The sequence below is a fragment of the Streptomyces sp. DG1A-41 genome (genome assembly GCF_037055355.1).
GTDB lineage: Bacteria > Actinomycetota > Actinomycetes > Streptomycetales > Streptomycetaceae > Streptomyces.
In genome coordinates, this window is the sequence record NZ_CP146350.1 from 3,251,132 (window position 1) to 3,269,463 (window position 18,332).

Genomic DNA, 18,332 nt, shown 5'->3' on the forward strand with positions numbered 1-18,332 from the left:
TCGAACGGTTGCCCGAGCGTGGCGAAACGCCGTCAGCGGGACGCGCCGACCGGCTCCTCCGGCTCCGCGGCGCCGATGAACGTCCGCCACAGCTCGGCGTACCGCCCGCCGCGCGCGAGCAGTTCCTCGTGCGTGCCGTCCTCGGCGACCCGGCCGTGGTCCATGACGACGACCCGGTCGGCGCGGGCGGCGGTGGTGAGGCGGTGGGCGACGACGAGGGTCGTGCGGCGGCCCGCTAGGCGGTCGGTGGCCTGGTTGACCTGGGCCTCCGTGGCCAGGTCGAGGGCGGCCGTGGCCTCGTCGAGCAGCAGGACGTCCGGGTCGACCAGCTCGGCGCGGGCCAGGGCGATCAGCTGCCGCTGTCCGGCGGAGAGGTTGCGGCCGCGCTCGGCGACCTCGTGGAGGTAGCCGCCCTCCAGGGTGGCGATCATCTCGTGCGCGCCGACCGCGCGGGCCGCCGCCTCGACCTCCGCGTCGGTGGCGTCGGGGCGGCCGTAGGCGATGGCGTCGCGGACGGTGCCCTGGAAGAGGTACGCCTCCTGCGGGACGACCCCCAGACGGTGCCGGTAGGAGGTGAGGTCGAGGGCGCGCAGATCGGTGCCGTCGACGGTGACCCGGCCGCCGGTGGGGTCGTAGAAGCGTGCCACGAGCTTGACGAGGGTCGACTTGCCCGCGCCGGTCTCGCCGACGAAGGCGACGGTCTGCCCGGCCGGGATGCGCAGGTCGACGCCGCCGAGTGCCTCTTCGTCGTCGCCGTAGGCGAAGTGCACATCCTCGAAGGCGATGTCGCCGCGCAGGGACGGCACCTCGCGGGGTTCCTCGGCCAACTTCGTCGACGTCGGCTCCTGGAGCAGCTCCTGGATGCGGCCCAGCGAGACGGACGCCTGCTGGTAGCCGTCGAAGACCTGGGACAGCTGCTGCACGGGCGCGAAGAACAGGTCGATGTAGAGCAGGTACGCCACCAGCGAGCCGATCGCCAGTGTCCCGTCGTCGACCCGCGCGCCGCCCACGATCAGCACGGCCGCCGCCGCCACCGACGACAGGAACTGCACGAAGGGGAAGTACACGGAGATCAGCCACTGGCCCCGGATGCGCGCCTGGCGGTAGCTGTCGCTGTGCCCGGCGAACCGCCGCCCGCCGTCCCGCTCGCGCCGGAAGGCCTGCACGATCCGCAGCCCGGACACCGACTCCTGGAGGTCGGCGTTGACCACCGACACGCGTTCGCGGGCCAGTTCGTACGCCTTCACGCTCGCCCGGCGGAAGAAGTACGTGGCGATGATCAGCGGCGGCAGTGTCGCGAAGACGACCAGCGCCAGCTCCACGTCGATCACCAGCAGGGCGACCATGATGCCGAAGAAGGTGACGACCGAGACGAAGGCGGTGACCAGGCCCGTCTGGAGGAACGTCGACAGCGCGTCGACGTCGGTCGTCATCCGGGTCATGATCCGGCCGGTCAGCTCCCGCTCGTAGTAGTCGAGCCCGAGGCGCTGGAGCTGGGCGAAGATCTTCAGCCGCAGCGAGTAGAGGACGCGTTCGCCGGTGCGTCCGGTCATGCGGGTCTCGCCGACCTGGGCCGCCCACTGCACGGCCACCGTCAGCAGCGCGAGCAGGGACGCCGCCCATACCGCGCCGAGCGAGGCCTGGGTGACGCCCGAGTCGATGCCGTGCCGGATCATGATCGGCAGCAGCAGGCCCATGCCCGCGTCGACGGCGACCAGGCCGAGGCTGACCAGCAGCGGCAGCCGGAAGCCGCGCAGCAGCCGGCGCAGGCCGTAGGACTCTTCCGGCTGGACGGCCCGCGCCTCGTCGACATCGGGGACGTCGGTGGCCGGGGGCAGCGCCTCCACCTGGGCGAGCAGTTCGGGCGTGGCGGGGCTCTCGGCGAGGGCGAGGTCCTTGCGCTCGCGGTCGCCGGTCCACAGCCGTGGGGTGACCCCGCGCTCGGCGTCGAACTCGGCGTCCAGCTCGTCGCGGACGGAGGTGTCCTCCTGGGGCAGGCCGGCTGGGTGTGGCCCGGGGAGACCGCGCCCAGTTCGTCGGGGTCGGTGAGCAGGCGCCGGTAGAGGGCGGAGCGTCGCTGGAGTTCGTCGTGGGTGCCGATGTCGGCGAGCCGGCCGCCGTCCAGGACGGCGATGCGGTCGGCGAGGTTCAGGGTGGAGCGGCGGTGGGCGATCAGCAGGGTGGTGCGGCCCCGCATGACCTCCTTCAGGGCCTCGTGGATCTCGTGCTCGACGCGGGCGTCCACGGCGGAGGTGGCGTCGTCCAGGACCAGCAGGCGCGGGTCGCTGAGGATGGCGCGGGCCAGGGCGACGCGCTGGCGCTGGCCGCCGGAGAGGGTGAGGCCGTGCTCGCCGACGGTGGTGTCGTAGCCGTCGGGCAGCTCGCTGATGAACCGGTCCGCCTGGGCGGCGCGGGCGGCCTGCTCGATCTCCCCCTGGGTGGCGTCCGGGCGGCCGTAGGCGATGTTGTTGCGGACGGTGTCGGAGAAGAGGAAGGAGTCCTCCGGGACCAGCCCGATCGCGGCCCGCAGCGACTGAAGGGTCAGTTCGCGCACGTCGTGGCCGCCGACGAGGACGGCACCGCGGGTGACGTCGTAGAAGCGCGGCAGCAGCAGGGAGACCGTGGACTTGCCGGAGCCGGAGGAGCCGACGACGGCGAGGGTTTCGCCGGGGCGGATCTCGAAGGAGAGCCCGTCGAGGACGGGGCGGTCGGAGTCGTAGCCGAAGGAGACGTCGTCGAACTCGACGGTCGCGGGGGCGTCGGCGGGCAGGTCCTTCCGGCCGTCCTCGAGAGACGGCTCGGTGTCGATCAGCTCCAGGACGCGCTCGGTGCCCGCGCGGGCCTGCTGGCCGACGGTGAGCACCATGGCGAGCATGCGGACCGGGCCGACGAGCTGGGCGAGGTAGGTCGAGAAGGCGACGAACGTGCCGAGCGTGATGTGCCCGCGCACCGCGAGCCAGCCGCCGAGCGCCAGCATCGCGACCTGGCCGAGGGCGGGGACGGCCTGGAGGGCCGGGGTGTACACCGAGTTCAGGCGGATCGTGCGCAGCCGCCCGGCGAAGAGCCTGCGGCTGACGTTCCTGAGCTTGCCGGTCTCCTGATCCTCCTGCCCGAAGCCCTTCACCACGCGGACACCGCTGACGGCACCGTCGACCACGCCCGCGACGGCGGCGGCCTGGGCCTGGGCGTACCAGGTGGAGGGGTGCAGCCGGATGCGGCTGCGCTTGGCGATCCACCACAGGGCGGGGGCGACGGCCAGGGCGACCAGGGTGAGCGGCAGCGACAGCCACGCCATGATCACCAGGGAGATCAGGAAGAGCATGAAGTTCCCGATGGTCATCGGGAGCATGAAGAGCAGGCCCTGGATCAGCTGGAGGTCGCTGGTGGCGCGGCCGACGACCTGGCCGGTGGACAGCTCGTCCTGGCGGCGGCCGTCGAGCCGGGTGATCGTCCCGTACATCTCCGTCCGCAGGTCGTGCTGGACGTCGAGGGCGAGTCGGCCGCCGTAGTAGCGGCGGATGTAGGTGAGGACGTAGACGACCAGCGCGGCGGCGATGAGGAGTCCGGCCCAGGTGGTCATCGAGCGGGTGTGGTCGCTGATGACGTCGTCGATGATCACCTTGGTGATCAGCGGGACGAGGGCCATGACCGCCATGCCGGCCAGTGAGGAGCCGAGGGCGAGTACGACGTCCTTCGGGTGGCGCCACGCATAGGCCCACAGTCGTCGTGCCCATCCCCGTTGCGGTGTCACGCGGGTGCCCTCCGGTCATCCTGGTCTGCGGTCGTCCTGGTCTGCCGGAAGGCACCAACGCCCGGGGAGGCTGTTTTCATCCCGTGGCGTGACGAGCGTTACCCCGCCCCCACCCTGGACGGTGATTGATACTCGCCGGTATCTTGGTCTGAGCAAGCGCTTAGACAGCAATGGTCCGTGGAGGTGGCGGCGTGCGCCGTACGGTGTTCAACGAGGATCACGAGGCGTTCCGGGAGACCCTGCGCGCCTTCATCGAGGCCGAGGTCGTACCCGTGTACGACGAGTGGTTCGCGGCGGGCCAGGCGCCCCGCGACTTCTACTACAAGCTCGGCGAGCTGGGGATCTTCGGGATCAACGTCCCCGAGGAGTACGGCGGCGCCGGCCTGGACAGCCACAAGTTCGAGGCCGTGCTCTACGAGGAGACCGCTCGCGCGGGCGTCCAGTTCGGCGGCTCCGGCGTGCACGTGCTGCTCGCCCTGCCCTACATCAAGATGCTCGCCACCGACGAGCAGAAGAAGCGCTACCTGCCGAAGTTCGTCACCGGCGAGGAGATGTGGGCCATCGCGATGACGGAGCCGGGCACCGGTTCCGACCTCGCGGGCATGAAGTCCACCGCCAAGCTGAGTGAGGACGGCACCCACTACGTCCTCAACGGCGCCAAGACCTTCATCACCGGCGGTGTGCACGCCGACCGCGTGATCGTCTGCGCCCGGACCGCCGCCCCGACCGCCGAGGACCGCCGCCACGGCATCTCCCTCTTCGCCGTCGACACCAAGTCCGAGGGCTACTCCGTCGGCCGCAAGCTCGACAAGCTCGGCCTGAAGACCTCCGACACCGCCGAGCTGGCCTTCGTCGACGTCAAGGTGCCCGTCGAGGACCTCCTCGGCGAGGAGAACAAGGGCTTCTACTACCTGGGCCACAACCTGGCCTCCGAGCGCTGGGGCATCGCCTTCGGCGCCTACGCCCAGGCCAAGGCCGCCGTGCGGTTCGCCAAGCAGTACGTGCAGGAGCGCACGGTCTTCGGCAAGCCGGTCGCCCACTTCCAGAACACCAAGTTCGAGCTGGCCGCCTGCCAGGCCGAGGTGGACGCCGCCGAGGCCGTCGCCGACCGCGCGACCGAGGCCCTCGACGCCGGTGAGCTCACCCCCGCCGAGGCCGCCTCCGCGAAGCTGTTCTGCACCGAGGTCGCCCACCGCGTCATCGACCGCTGCCTCCAGCTGCACGGCGGCTACGGCTACATGAACGAGTACCCGATCGCCCGCCTGTACGCGGACAACCGCGTCAACCGCATCTACGGCGGCACCAGCGAGATCATGAAGACGATCATCGCGAAGGACATGGGCCTGTAAGCCGACCGCAATCAGTGGCCGGTACAACAGTCGCATGAGTCAGGCACTACAGGACCTCCTCGATCTGCTCGACCTGGAGCAGATCGAGGAGGACATCTTCCGCGGCCGGTCCCGGTCCGCCGTCGTCCCCCGGGTCTTCGGCGGGCAGGTCGCGGCCCAGGCACTCGTCGCCGCCGGGCGCACGGTCCCCGAGGACCGGCCCGCGCACTCCCTCCACGCGTACTTCCTGCGCCCCGGCGACCCCGGCGCGCCCATCGTCTACACCGTCGACCGGATCCGCGACGGCCGCTCCTTCACCACCCGCCGGGTGGTCGCCGTCCAGCACGGCAAGCCGATCTTCCACCTCTCGGCGTCCTTCCAGGTGTACGAGGACGGGCTGGACCACCAGGAACGCATGCCGTCCGCGCCCGACCCCGTCACGCTGCCCACCGGCGAGGAACGGCTGCGCGGGTACGGCCATCTCGACCCTGTCGTGGTCGACAAGTTCCTGGAGGCCCGGGCCGCCGTCGACCTGCGCTACGTCGACGAGCCGCCGTACGGAAAGTTCGGCGAGCCGCGCGAGCCGCACTCCCAGGTGTGGTTCCGGACCAACGGCAAGCTCGCCGACGATCCCCTGCTGCACGTCGTCCTCGCCACCTACGTCTCCGACATGACGCTGCTCGACTCCGTGCTGCTCGCGCACGGGCGGGGCGGCTGGGCCGTCGGGGACGTCGTCGGGGCCTCCCTCGACCACGCGATGTGGTTCCACCGGCCGTTCCGCGCCGACGAGTGGCTGCTCTACGACCAGGAGTCCCCGTCCGCGTACGGCGGCCGGGGACTGGGACAGGCCCGTATCTACACGCAGGACGGGCGGCTGGCCATCACGGTGATCCAGGAGGGCGTGGTCCGCGTCCCGCGCGAGCCGGGCGCTAGCTGAGGCCCGCCTCCGCCAGCAGGTAGGCCGTCATCGGGTCGTAGTGGCGCGGACTGACCACGTGGTCGTCGAGGGGCACCGTCACCTGCACGGTGCCCTCGGCCTCGGCGAGGAAGAGAGCCGGGTCGTTGGAGTCGGCGTAGCCGACGGAGTCCACGCCGTGCTGTCCCGCGTAGCCCGCCCAGCCGTGGTCGGCGACGACCAGGTCGGGCAGCGGGCGGCCCTCGCGCTCCATGGCGGTCAGGATGGCCTTCATCGGCTCGCCCGAGTGGGTGTGCCACAGGGTGGCACCGTGCTCCAGCACCGCCACGTCCGCGAACTGCATGACGTAGCCCTCCTCCGTCGTCAGCCCGTCCGGGATGACGACGATCTCGCAGCCGGCCGCGCGCAGGGCCGCCGCGGTCGCGCGGTGCACGTCGAGCAGGCCGCCGGGGTGACCGGTGGCGAACAGGACCCGCTGCTGCCCGTCCGCCGCCTTGCGCAGCCGGCCGGCGAGCCGCTCCAGACCGGCGACGGTCAGCTCCGGGTCGATGGTGTCCTGTCCGTACCGGTACTCGGGGTCGTCGTTCACGCCGACCCGTTCCGCCATCACCGCGAGGACGTCCTGCTCGTCGCTCCAGCGGTCGCCGAGTTCCAGGCCGAACCAGTAGTGGCGGTCGGCGTTCGCCAGCTTGCGGTAGTGGGAGAGGTTGTTCTCGCGGGGGGTGGCGACATCGCCCGCGATACGCGTCCTGACGAGGTGGTCGACGAGTTCGGCGCGGCTGGGTGTCCCGGGTATCGGCATGACAACCATTGTGGAGCAGCCCCTTGTGGGTGTCCCTGGCATATCGCTACCTGGGATGTGCGTCACCTGCTCCGGGTGTTGCGACGTGGAGCGTTGCCGTATTCGGTTCAGAAAGGGGGCACTCATGCCGCTGTCCGGCGCGCATCAAAGGCGATGCGAACGCGTGTGCCTGTTGTCGCCGGTCAGGGTGGTGCCGTGAGATCTGGGCACGTCTGTGCGGCGGTCGTACTCATGGTCGTCGGGAGATTCAGGATGCCCTGTCGTTCGGGCGGAAACCGTGAGGGGCGAGATGGCGCAGGTGGGGGTGGCTGCGGAAGCCGGGCATGCCCGCTACACCTACCGGCTGCGCGTGTCGTCCGCTGCCCGCACGGCCTTTGCGGCGGAGTGGGACCGGTGCCGGTGGGTGTGGAACGAGTGTGTAGCCAAGTGCAAGGCCGTGTACCTGCACAACAAGGCGACCGGGGGGAAACAGACGTGCGGCCCGGCGCTACTCGACAGGATCCTGACCGAAGCACGGCGGACGACGCCGTGGCTGCGTAAGGGCTCGTCGGTTGTCCAGCAGCAGGTCATCCGCGACTTCGGCCGCTCCCGCGCCAAGGCGCACAAGGACATGCAGCAACGCCTGCCGGTATGGCAGCGGGCCGGGATGCCGAAGTGGAGGACCAAACGCGAGGCGCTGCCGACCCTGAACTACACGCGGCGCGGCTTCAGATTGCAGGACGGCCGTCTGTATCTGGCGGGCGGGATCGTGGCGAGGGTGGTGTGGTCGCGGGAACTGCCGGCTGAGCCGTCCTCGGTGCGCGTGTTCCAGGACAGCCTCGGCCACTGGTACTGCTCGTTCGTCGTCCCCGCCGAGGTGCAGCCGCTGCCTCGGACCGGTCGAGTACTCGGTGTCGACCGGGGCGTGAAGGAGACCGCGACGACCACATCCGACGCGCACGATCTGCCGCACGCCGAGCACGGCAAGAAGGTCCAGAAGAAGCTGACCCGGTACGACCGGATGATGGCCCGCCGCAGGCCAAAGAAGGGACAACCGGCATCCAAGGGCTACCGCGAGGCGAAGAAGCTACGGGCGAAGGCATACAAGAAGGCCGCCAGACAGCGTGCGGACACCGCCCGCAAGTGGGCCAAGAAGGTGGTCCGCGACCACGACGCCGTCGCTGAAGAGGACTTCCGCCCGAAGTTCCTCGCCAGGACCACCATGGCCCGCAAGGCCGCGGACGCCGCCATCGGCGCCACCAAGGCCGCTCTGCTCGAAATGGGCCGCAAGCACGGGCGGAACATCCACCTGGTCCACCCCGCGCACACCACGATGGACTGTGCGCACTGCGCTGCGAGAGCCAAGCACGCACTGCCGCTGAGTGAGCGCACCTACACCTGCACCGCATGCGGGACCGTGTCCCCACGAGACAAGAACTCCGCACGCGTGATGCTCCTCCGGGCTGGTCTCAACCCGGCTGGCGTTGATGGCGGAAGACCTCCTGGAGCGCTGCTCCAGGAGGCGGCCTGAGCCAGGAGTCCCCTCCCTTCGAGGAGGGGAGGATTCAAGTACTCAGATGTGCCGCAGCGCGAACCAGAGTTCCATGCGTACGTCCGGGTCGTCGAGGTCGGCCTCCAGCAGGGCCGCGCACCGGGCGATGCGCTGCCGCACGGTGTTGCGGTGCACGGACAGGGCGACGGCCGTGCGGTCCCAACTGCCGTGCAGGGAGAGCCAGGTGCGCAGCGTCTCGGGGAGCGCGGGATGGGCCGTGACGGGCGCGAGCAGGGTGCGGGCGTGGGCCGCCGCCTCCCCGGGCGGGACCAGGTCGGCGAGGGCGGGGCGCGGGGCGTGCCGGAGCAGCGGGACGCGGGTGGCGCGGGCCCGGGCCAGGGCGCGGGCCGCCTGGGTGTCGGCGGCGGGCCAGTCCCCCGGTGCGACGGCGGCGCTGACGCCCAGGGTCCAGCCCGGTAGCGGGTCCGGTGCCCGGTCGGCCGGGACCAGGACCCGTACGACGTCGCCCGCCGGGTCGACCAGGGCGGACCCGAGCGCGGCACCCAGCGCGGAGGCCGCGACGGCGTCGGGTACGACCTGCGCGCCCTCCCCGTCCGGACGGGCGTGCACGACGACCCACGGCCGCCCGTCACCGAGCAGCGGTGCGACGTCCTCGGGGGCGGCCCCCAGCAGCAGCCGCACCAGCGCGGAGGAACGGGCGGCACCCGTACCGCTCTGCTGTTCCGCGGTGAGGAGGGACAGCAGCACGGCGGCGACGGACACGATGGTGTGATCCCCCGGCGCGCGCCCCGGGGCGGCCACCCCGAGCACGAAGCCGCGCCCGGCACCGAGGGCGTAGGCGGCGAGGTGTGTACCGGAGACGGTGTCGGCGGCGGAGGTGGGGTGGGGGCGGTTCGTCAGGGAGGACGTCGGTGGGGAGTGGGGTGTGGGCGGAGCCCCCGCGTCCGCCGGCCGCACCACCCGCGCCAGCTCCGCCAGCGCCGAGCCCGCATCCTCCCCGGGCTTCCGACCCGCCCCCGCGATCTCCGCCCCCTCCGGCCCGTACAGCACGGCCCACCCGCCCAGCCGCTGGGCGAGCTGCCGGAGGACCGACGGGACCGGGTCGGGGCGGGAGGCGGCCGAGGCCAGGCTCTGCTGGGCCTCCGTGACGCGGCGGAGTTCGGACAGGCGGGCCTGGGCCATGAGCTGCCAGACGGCGCGGGCCACGCCCGAGAAGGTGGTCTGCGGCGGCACCTCCAGCAGCGGCAGGCCGTACCTCTCGCACGCCGCGACCAGCGCCCTCGGCACCGTGTCGTGCACCGGCGCCACCCCGAAGCCCAGGGCCGCGCCGCCCGCCGCCACGATCCGGGACACGTAGTCGTCGAAGTAGGTGCCGGACCCCGCCGCCTCGGGGATGTGCACGCCCGCGGTGAGCAGCAGTTCCCCGCCCAGCAGGTACGGATAGGGGTCCGTCATCTCCGAGGTGTGCACCCAGTGGACGACGGTGCCGGGGTCGTCCGGACCGGCGATCCGGCGCAGGGCCAGGTCCTCGCGGGCCAGGAGAGCGGAGAGAGGGACGGGAGGCGTCGGGGGAACCGTCGAATCCGGCATGTGTGCGTTCCCTCCAGCCATCGCCGCTCATATGGATGAAACGTACACTTCGCAGTCGCTTTCCGGCCACCTAGGGTCAGTGCTCGTCAACCTCGTCCCCCACGACCGAGCCCTGCGCCCCGTGCGTGCGCGAAGGAGGCCCCATGGCCGTCGACTACCTCGTGATCGTCGTCTACCTGGCCGGCATGCTCGCCATGGGCTGGTGGGGCATGCGCCGCGCCCGGTCCAAGAGCGAGTTCCTGGTGGCCAGCCGCCGGCTCGGCCCGGCCATGTACTCCGGCACCATGGCGGCGATCGTCCTCGGCGGCGCCTCCACCATCGGCGGTGTCGGGCTCGGCTACCAGTACGGCCTGTCCGGCGCCTGGATGGTCTTCACCATCGGCCTCGGCCTGCTCGTGCTCTCCGTCTTCTTCTCCGCCCGCATCGCCCGGCTGAAGGTCTACACCGTCTCCGAGATGCTCGACCTGCGGTACGGAGGGGGCCGGGCCGGCGTCATCTCCGGTGTCGTCATGTGGGCGTACACCCTCATGCTCGCGGTGACCTCTACCATCGCCTACGCCACGATCTTCGATGTCCTGTTCGACATCAACCGCACGCTCGCGATCGTCCTCGGCGGCTCGATCGTCGTCGCCTACTCCACCCTCGGCGGGATGTGGTCGATCACCCTGACGGACATGGTGCAGTTCGTCGTGAAGACCATCGGCGTGCTGCTCCTGCTGCTGCCCATCGCCGTCGTGAAGGCGGGCGGCTTCGCCGCGATGAAGGCCGAGCTGCCCACCGGCTACTTCGACCCGCTCGGCATCGGCGGCGAGACGATCTTCACCTACGTACTGATCTACACCTTCGGCATGCTCATCGGGCAGGACATCTGGCAGCGCGTGTTCACCGCCCGCAGCGACCGGACCGCCAGGTGGGGCGGGACCGTCGCCGGCACCTACTGCCTCGCGTACGCCCTCGCCGGTGCCGTCATCGGCACGGCGGCCAGGGTGCTGTACCCGAAGCTCGGCAGCGCGGACGACGCCTTCGCGACCATCGTGAAGGAGGAACTGCCCGTCGGAGTGCGGGGGTTGGTGCTGGCCGCAGCCCTGGCCGCCGTGATGTCCACGTCCTCCGGCGCGCTGATCGCCTGCGCCACCGTCGCCAACAACGACATCTGGTCCCGGCTGCGGGGCATCGGCAAGGGTGCGCCGCCCGACGACCACGACGAGGTCAAGGGCAACCGGGCCTTCATCCTGCTCATGGGCCTCGCGGTGATCGCCACGGCCATCGCCATCGACAACGTCGTGGAGGCCCTGACCGTCGCCTACAACCTCCTCGTCGGCGGACTGCTCGTGCCGATCCTCGGCGGCCTGGTGTGGAAGCGCGGCACGGTGTACGGCGCCCTCGCCTCCGTCGCGACCGGCGGACTCGCGGTCACCGTGCTGATGGCGACCCACGGCATCCTCGCCAACGAGCCCGTCTACTACGGCCTGCTCGCCTCGCTCGCCGCGTACGCGATCGTCTCCCTGGCGACTCCCGCCACCGACGCCGCCGTCCTGGCCGCCTGGCGCGAGCGGCTCGCCGGGGGCTCCCCCGAACTCGCGTCCGAACCGGTCCCGGCTTCCCAGTAAAGTCATAGGGCAAGCAGTACATACGCGATGAAGCGTAGGAAAGAAGGCATTTCCCCATGAGCAGCAACGAGACTCCCCGCGGGCCCGTCGACTCCTCCCGCGTCCCGCGGTACGCCGGTCCCGCGACCTTCGCCCGGCTGCCCCGGCTCGACGAGGTCGGCGGACGGGCCGATGTCGCCGTGGTGGGCGTGCCGTTCGACTCGGGTGTCTCGTACCGGCCGGGCGCCCGCTTCGGCGGCAACGCGATCCGTGAGGCGTCCCGGCTGCTGCGCCCGTACAACCCGGCGCAGGACGCCTCCCCGTTCGCCCTCGCCCAGGTCGCGGACGGCGGCGACATCGCCGTGAACCCGTTCAACATCAACGAGGCCGTCGAGACCGTCGAGGCCGCCGCGGACGACCTGCTCGGCTCGGGCGCCCGCCTGATGACCCTCGGCGGCGACCACACCATCGCGCTGCCCCTGCTGCGCTCGGTGGCGAAGAAGCACGGCCCGGTGGCCCTGCTGCACTTCGACGCCCACCTCGACACCTGGGACACCTACTTCGGCGCCGAGTACACGCACGGCACTCCGTTCCGGCGCGCGGTGGAGGAGGGCATCCTCGACACCTCCGCCCTGTCCCACGTCGGCACGCGCGGCCCGCTCTACGGCAAGCAGGACCTGACCGACGACGAGAAGATGGGCTTCGGCATCGTCACCTCGGCGGACGTCTACCGGCGCGGTGCCGACGAGGTCGCCGACCAGCTGCGCCAGCGCATCGGCGACCGGCCGCTGTACATCTCCATCGACATCGACTGCCTCGACCCGGCCCACGCCCCCGGCACGGGCACGCCCGAGGCCGGCGGCATGACCTCGCGCGAGCTGCTGGAGATCCTTCGCGGGCTGGCGTCCTGCAACCTGGTCTCGGCGGACGTCGTCGAGGTGGCCCCCGCGTACGATCACGCGGAGATCACGTCGGTGGCCGCGTCCCACACGGCGTACGAACTGACCACGATCATGTCCCGCCAGATTGCAGAGGCCCGCGCGCAGTGACCCACGACCACGACCTGGTGCTCCGCCCGACGCCCGCCCAGACGGAGGCCGCCCTGAACCCTCCCCCGGCCGCACCGGCGGAGACCTGGTCGTGGAAACGCTGGCCGGGCTGGGCGCGACGACCGTGTTCGGACTGCCGGGCCAGCACGCGCTCGGCATGTTCGACGCCCTGCGCCGCTCCGACCTCCGGTACGTCGGCCTGCGGGTGGAGAACAACGCCGGTTTCGCGGCGGACGCGTACGGCCGGATCACGGGTGAGGCGGCGCCGCTGCTGCTGTCGACGGGGCCGGGAGCGCTGACCTCGCTGGCGGCGCTCCAGGAGGCGGCCGCGGCCAGCGCACCCGTCCTCGCGATCAGCAGCCAGGTCCCGACGGCCGGGCTCGGCGGCGGCCGCCACGGCTATCTCCACGAACTGCCCGACCAGGCGGCCTCGTTCCGGGGCGTGGTGAAGTCGGTCCACACCGTTCGCACCCCGTCACAGATCCCGTCCGCCATCGAGGCGGCCTGGAAGTCGGCACTGAGCGCCCCGCACGGGCCGGTGTGGGTGGAGATCCCGCAGGACGTGCTGCTCGCCGAGACGGCGATCCCGGTGGTGACCGGCGGCGACGCCTTCCCCGAGGAGCTGTCGCCCCGCCCCGAACTGACCGCCGTGGCCGCCGACCTGCTGTCGAAGGCGGCCCGTCCGGCGATCATCGCGGGCGGCGGTGTGGTCCGGGCGGACGCGTCGAAGAAACTGCGTCAGCTGGCCGAGACGCTCCAGGCGCCGGTCGTCACGACGCCGGGCGGCAAGGGCGCCTTCCCCTGGACGCACCCGCTGTCCCTCCAGTCCTGGATCGAGGACCGCCACACCACGGACTTCCTTCAGGACGCGGACGTACTCCTCGTCGTCGGCTCGGGACTCGGCGAACTCTCCTCGAACTACCACACGTTCAAGCCGCGCGGCCGGGTCATCCAGATCGAGGCCGACCTCGGCAAGCTGGAGTCCAACCACCCGGCCCTGGGCATCCACGCCGACGCCCGCCTCGCGTTGCAGGCGCTGCTGGAGACGGTCTCCGAGCGGGAGGACCCGACTGCGCCGGAGCGCGTCCGCGCGCTGCTCGCGAAGGTCGCCGAACGCATCGCCGCGCAGGAACTCACCCTGGAGCAGGAGGTGTTGACGTCCGTCCGCACGGCACTCCCCGCCGACTCCCCGTCCTTCTGGGACATGACGATCCTCGCGTACTGGGCCTGGTCGGCCTTCGACGCCAAGGGCCCCAACCACATGCACTCCGCACAGGGCGCGGGCGGCCTCGGCTACGCCTTCCCGGCGGCACTCGGCGCGGCGGTGGCCGATCCGACCCGGCCGGTCCTCGCCGTCTCCGGCGACGGCGGCGCCCTGTACTCGATCGCCGAGCTGGCGACGGCCCGCCAGTACGGCCTGAACGTCACCTGGCTGATCGTCGACGACGGCGGCTACGGCATCCTGCGTGAGTACATGACCGACGCGTTCGGCGAGGCGACCGGGACGGAACTGACCCGGCCGGACTACGTGGCGCTGGCGGAGTCCTTCGGCGTCCCCGGGGTCCGTACGACCCCGGAGAACCTGGAGCAGGACCTCGCGAGGCAACTCGCGTCGCCGGGGCCCTCGGTGGTCCTGCTCCCGGCCGTGCTGCGGATGTTCGCGCCGACGCACCTGGACTGAGCGCCGGCACGGCCCAATCGGGCGGAGGTGCGAGGTTCCTACAGGCCGTCGCGGACCATCGCGGCGACGATGTGGACGTGGCGGTCGGCCGCCGTGTTCGACATCTCGTTCTCGTAGTTCAGGCCGTAGGGCCAGAAGTGGCCGCCGCCGGTGGAGATCTTCGCTCCGGATCCGTCGTACTGCCTGACCAGCGCGGTCGCCTGCCCGCCTGTCCAGGTGCCGCTGCCGCCGAGTCGGGACCAGCCCGAGCTGGTGCCCACGCCGATGGTGTGGGCGATCTCGTGCAGGGCCGTCCGCTCGGTCATGTAGCTGCGGTTGCTGCCGAAGCGGATGGTCCCGTTGATGTTGCCGTCGGCGGTGGGGACGCCCGGCTCGTAGCGGACGGTGATGGTCTTGCCCAGGTCGCTGAGGTTGTTGTAGCGGGCCACCGCCGCGTTCATGGCCCGGGTGATGGCGTCGTAGGCGGTGCGCTGGTCCTCGGTGGGGTTGCTCGCCCGTACGAGGGACCAGGTGATGGTGGCCGCGGCAGCGCGGTCGCGGGCCGGGGCGGGTGCGGTCTGGGGGGTGACCTGAGGGGCGGCCTGGGGGGTGGCGGCCTGGGCGACGGCGGGGCCGGCCAGGAGTGCGGCGGTCAGGGCGGCTACGAGTGCCGTGCGGGACGCCTTGCGTCGGCTCATTGCGGATCCTCCTGTGGGGGGTGGCCGTGACAAAGCTTGCGAGACTTCGTACGGCGTTCGGGATCTCGGACATGTGAAGTCACTGTCGACATCAGATCGGATGCAGCGAAGTCCCGTCACTGACGCGGCAGTTGGCGCGCTGTCGACCGCAAGTATCCCGGTGGGGAAGACGGCGTCAAGAGTTTCCGCAGGGGTCAGTGGAACGGCAGGGACGGGCAACGGCCCCTGACCGAGAGGTCGGGGGCCGTTCGCCGGTATTGCGGGGGATCAGCCGACGTCGGACGGGTCCAGGCGGTAGACCGTCGACTGGCTCGACTGCGACGAGGAGTTGGAATTGGAGTCGGAGTCCGAGACCTTCACGGCCGTGCCGTGCTTCTGCACCCACGTGGTGACCTCGGAGCTGAGGGAGGAGTTGCCGCCCGGGCCGCCGCCCATGCCTCCGCCGAGCTGGACGTAGTGCAGTTCGCCCTTCTTCACCAGCTCCTTGAGCTTGGCCAGCGTCATCGCCTTGTCGCTGCCGGACCAGCCCCACATGGAGATGACGGGCTCCCCGCTGCTCACGATGAGCTGGGCGGCACTCTGCGAACTGGACACGGCCAGCAGCCACTTGGCGCCGTCCTGATGCTTCTTCAGGTAGGAGACGAGCTCGCTGCTGGCGCCTCCGCCCATGCCTCCGGGTGCACCTCCCGTGCCGCCGGGCTGTGCGCTGGTGCCGGAGCCGCTGGTCCCGCCGGGGGCCTGACCGCTCTGCCCACTCTGTCCGTCCTGCCCACCGGAGGGCGCCTCACCCCCCGGGAAGCCGCCGCCCGCCTGGGCGTTACCACCCTGCTGAGCCCCGCCACCCGGCATCGCCCCACCGCCGGGCCCGCCCGAGCCGCCGCCCGGCAAGCCCCGGCCTCCGGCGCTGCCGCCCCCGGGCCCGCCGAAGCCGCTGCCCGTCGACGGGCCCGCCGTCGGGTTCGTACCGCCCATGCCGCCGCTGCCCGCCCCGGACGGCACGGACCAGGCGTACGCGGCCGGTCCCGCCACCGCCGCGACCACAGCCGCTGCCACGGAGACGGCCAGCATCCGCAGCCGAAGCCCCGAGACGCCGGAGCGGAAGACGAACAGGCCCACGAGGGCGAGGGCCATGACGACCAGGATCGAAGGCCACAGCCAGGTGTTCCAGCCGGAGGCCCGCCGCAGCAGCACCGCCGCCCACACAGCCGTGACACCCAGCCCGAGGGGCAGCACCCACACCCACCGCCGGTCCGTACGGAAGGCCCGCAGCAACAGCACACCGCCGCCTCCGCACAGCGCCGCGACACCCGGGGCGAGCGCGGTCGTGTAGTACGGGTGCATCGTGCCCTCGGCCAGGGCGAACGTCAGGTAGTGCAGGGCGGTCCAGCCGCCCCACAGCACGAGCGCGGCCCGGGTGAGGTCCGTACGCGGAGCGCGCCCGCACAGGACGAGTCCGCCGACGAGCGCGATGCCCGCGAAGGGGATCAGCCAGGAGATCTGCCCGCCGAGAATGTCGTTGAACATCCGGCCGAGACCGGCGGTGCCGGAGAAGCCACCGCCGCCACCGCCTCCGCCGTTGCCCTCGCCGCCGAGGATCCGGCCGAGGCCGTTGTAGCCCATGATCAGGTTCCAGGCGGTGCCGTCCGTGGAACCGCCGATGTACGGCCGTTCGGAGGCCGGGACCAGCGACACGGCTGCGGCCCACCAGAAGCTGGAGACGGCCAGTACCACGGCGGCCAGGGCCAGGTTCACGACCTTCTTGCGCCAGCCGAGCCGGGACGCGTACACGTACACGGCGAAGACGGCGGGCAGCGCGATGTACCCCTGGAGCATCTTGGTGTTGAAGGCGAGTCCGAAGCAGGCCGCCGAGCCGAGCAGCGGCAGCAGCCGCCCGTTGCGCACAGCGCGCAGGGCGAGCGCCGCGCCGGACACCATCAGGAACACCAGAAGCGTGTCGGGGTTGTTGTCCCGGTTGATGGCGACCGTGATCGGAGTGAGGGCCAGGACGAGGGCCGCGACGGCCGCCGCCACGTGCCCGAACACCCGCTTCACGGAGGCGTGCAGGATCCAGATCGTGGCGAGCGCGGCCACGACCATCGGCGCCATCATCTGCCAGGTGCCGTAACCGAAGACCCGGCAGGACAGGCCCATGACCATGAGCGCGAGCGGCGGCTTGTCGACGGTGAGGAAGTTCCCGGCGTCCAACGAGCCGAAGAACCAGGCCTTCCAGCTCTGCGTGCCGCTCAGCACCGCTGCGCTGTAGAAGCTGTTCAGGCTGGAGCCGGAGAGGTTCCACGAGTAGAGCACCGCCGCCAGGGCGAGGATCGCGAGCAGCACGGGGAGCGACCAGCGCGGGGCGGCACTGTCCCCCGGCGGGGGTGAGGGCGGCGCGGCGGTGCGGAGCTGGGATTCGGTGGCAGATGTCACCTCAGCATCGTGGGCAGCGCTGGTTTGTGGCCGCTGTGCCGAAGCTGGTGCTTTCCTGTGAAACCACACAGCGCCCGGTAACGACTCGCACAAACCTTCGCCAAGTCGCACAACCTTTACTCCGTCCCGATGAGTCATGGAGTGCATGACTTCTGGGATATCCCGCCGCGCGAGAGTGCTGGCGGCGGCCGTGGGTACGGGCGCGCTCGTGCCGCTCGTCGCCGCCACGCCCGCAGCCGCTGCCACTCCGGCCGTGACCTGTACGTCCGCCAAGGCCGGCCTCGCCGCCAAGCTGAAGCAGGACATCACCGCCGCGCTCGCCACCCGCAAGGGCACCGTCGCCGTCGGCCTCTACGACCGCAGCACCAGCACGACCTGCACCCTGCGCGCGGGCACCGCCTACGACTCGGCCAGCGTCGTCAAGGTCACCGTCCTCGCCACGCTGCTGTGGGACGCGAAGAAGACGAACCGGTATCTCACCGACCGCGAGAACACCCTCGCCAAGGCCATGATCACCAAGTCGGACAACGCCGCGACCTCCACCCTGTGGAAGCAGCTCGGCATGACGAAGATCAAGGGCTTCCTCGCCGCCGCCGGCATGACCCAGACCAAGCCCGGCGCGAACGGCTACTGGGGCCTGACGCAGATCACCGTCACCGACGAGCAGAAGCTGCTGAAGCTCCTCACCGCCAAGAACGCGGTCCTGAGCGACAACTCCCGCGCCTACATCCTCAAGCTGATGGGCCAGGTCGTCTCGTCCCAGCGCTGGGGCACGCCGTACGGAGTGCCGTCCGGCGTCACCGTGGCCGTCAAGAACGGCTGGCTGCAACGCTCCACGAACGGCTGGCGGGTGCACAGCGTCGGCACGTTCAAGGGCGGCGGTCACGACTACATGATCACCGTGCTCACCCACGGCAACAGCACCATGAACTACGGCATCGCGACCATCCAGGCCGTGGCCAAGGTCATCCACAAGGACCTGGCCGCGAGCTGACCGTTCACCACACGGCCTACCCGGCGCCACCGGCCC

The 18,332-nt window shown here is 71.3% G+C and carries 10 protein-coding genes and 2 pseudogenes; 7 read left to right on the forward strand and 5 right to left on the reverse strand.

Going from position 1 to position 18,332, the window contains the following annotated elements:
• Window positions 1-32 precede the first annotated feature (32 nt).
• Window positions 33-3,751: pseudogene (locus V8690_RS15070) on the reverse strand (ABC transporter ATP-binding protein).
• A 191-nt stretch (window positions 3,752-3,942) separates the two neighbouring features.
• Between V8690_RS15070 and V8690_RS15075 the strand changes: the two are divergent.
• Window positions 3,943-5,100 carry an acyl-CoA dehydrogenase family protein gene (locus V8690_RS15075; RefSeq protein WP_338779209.1) on the forward strand — a complete coding sequence of 386 codons (1,158 nt, stop codon included), beginning with the start codon at window positions 3,943-3,945 and terminating at the stop codon, window positions 5,098-5,100.
• 34 nt (window positions 5,101-5,134) lie between these two features.
• Window positions 5,135-6,016 carry an acyl-CoA thioesterase II gene (locus V8690_RS15080; RefSeq protein ID WP_338779211.1) on the forward strand — a complete coding sequence of 294 codons (882 nt, stop codon included), beginning with the start codon at window positions 5,135-5,137 and terminating at the stop codon, window positions 6,014-6,016.
• Here V8690_RS15080 and V8690_RS15085 read toward each other — a convergent pair.
• A complete protein-coding gene (locus tag V8690_RS15085) occupies window positions 6,009-6,797 on the reverse strand; it encodes a phosphatase (protein ID WP_184984017.1) in 789 nt (262 codons plus the stop codon). The two genes, V8690_RS15080 and V8690_RS15085, sit on opposite strands and share 8 nt — an antisense overlap.
• A 289-nt stretch (window positions 6,798-7,086) precedes the next feature.
• On the opposite strand from V8690_RS15085, the gene V8690_RS15090 reads away from it, so the two are divergent.
• Window positions 7,087-8,307: a transposase gene (locus tag V8690_RS15090; protein ID WP_338779214.1), complete on the forward strand. Its 1,221-nt coding sequence runs from the start codon at window positions 7,087-7,089 to the stop codon at window positions 8,305-8,307.
• 42 nt (window positions 8,308-8,349) lie between these two features.
• Here the strand turns inward: V8690_RS15090 and V8690_RS15095 are convergent, their stop codons facing one another.
• On the reverse strand, window positions 8,350-9,879 hold the full coding sequence (locus V8690_RS15095) for a PucR family transcriptional regulator ligand-binding domain-containing protein (protein WP_338779215.1): 1,530 nt from the start codon (window positions 9,877-9,879) through the stop codon (window positions 8,350-8,352).
• Between the two features lie 143 nt (window positions 9,880-10,022).
• Here V8690_RS15095 and V8690_RS15100 point away from each other — a divergent pair, with 143 nt between their 5' ends.
• From V8690_RS15100 to V8690_RS15110, 3 genes and pseudogenes are all read left to right on the forward strand, one after another.
• Window positions 10,023-11,489: a sodium:solute symporter gene (locus V8690_RS15100; protein ID WP_338779217.1), complete on the forward strand. Its 1,467-nt coding sequence runs from the start codon at window positions 10,023-10,025 to the stop codon at window positions 11,487-11,489.
• Between the two features lie 56 nt (window positions 11,490-11,545).
• Window positions 11,546-12,517, forward strand: a complete 972-nt coding sequence (gene speB, locus V8690_RS15105; protein ID WP_338779219.1) for an agmatinase — start codon at window positions 11,546-11,548, stop codon at window positions 12,515-12,517.
• Window positions 12,514-14,198 (forward strand): annotated as a pseudogene (locus V8690_RS15110) (thiamine pyrophosphate-binding protein). The gene speB and the pseudogene V8690_RS15110 overlap by 4 nt, the downstream one beginning before the upstream one ends.
• Window positions 14,199-14,236: 38 nt before the next feature.
• Here the strand turns inward: V8690_RS15110 and V8690_RS15115 are convergent.
• Both V8690_RS15115 and V8690_RS15120 read right to left on the reverse strand, forming a co-directional pair.
• Entirely contained in the window at window positions 14,237-14,875 is a 639-nt protein-coding gene (locus V8690_RS15115; RefSeq protein ID WP_338779221.1) for a hypothetical protein, read from the reverse strand.
• 267 nt (window positions 14,876-15,142) lie between these two features.
• The gene (locus V8690_RS15120; protein ID WP_338779223.1) at window positions 15,143-17,302 is read right to left on the reverse strand and encodes a glycosyltransferase family 39 protein; all 2,160 of its coding nucleotides are present in this window, start codon (window positions 17,300-17,302) and stop codon (window positions 15,143-15,145) included.
• Window positions 17,303-17,447: 145 nt separating this feature from the next.
• Between V8690_RS15120 and V8690_RS15125 the strand changes: the two genes are divergently transcribed.
• Window positions 17,448-18,296: a serine hydrolase gene (locus V8690_RS15125; RefSeq protein WP_338779224.1), complete on the forward strand. Its 849-nt coding sequence runs from the start codon at window positions 17,448-17,450 to the stop codon at window positions 18,294-18,296.
• Window positions 18,297-18,332 lie beyond the last annotated feature (36 nt).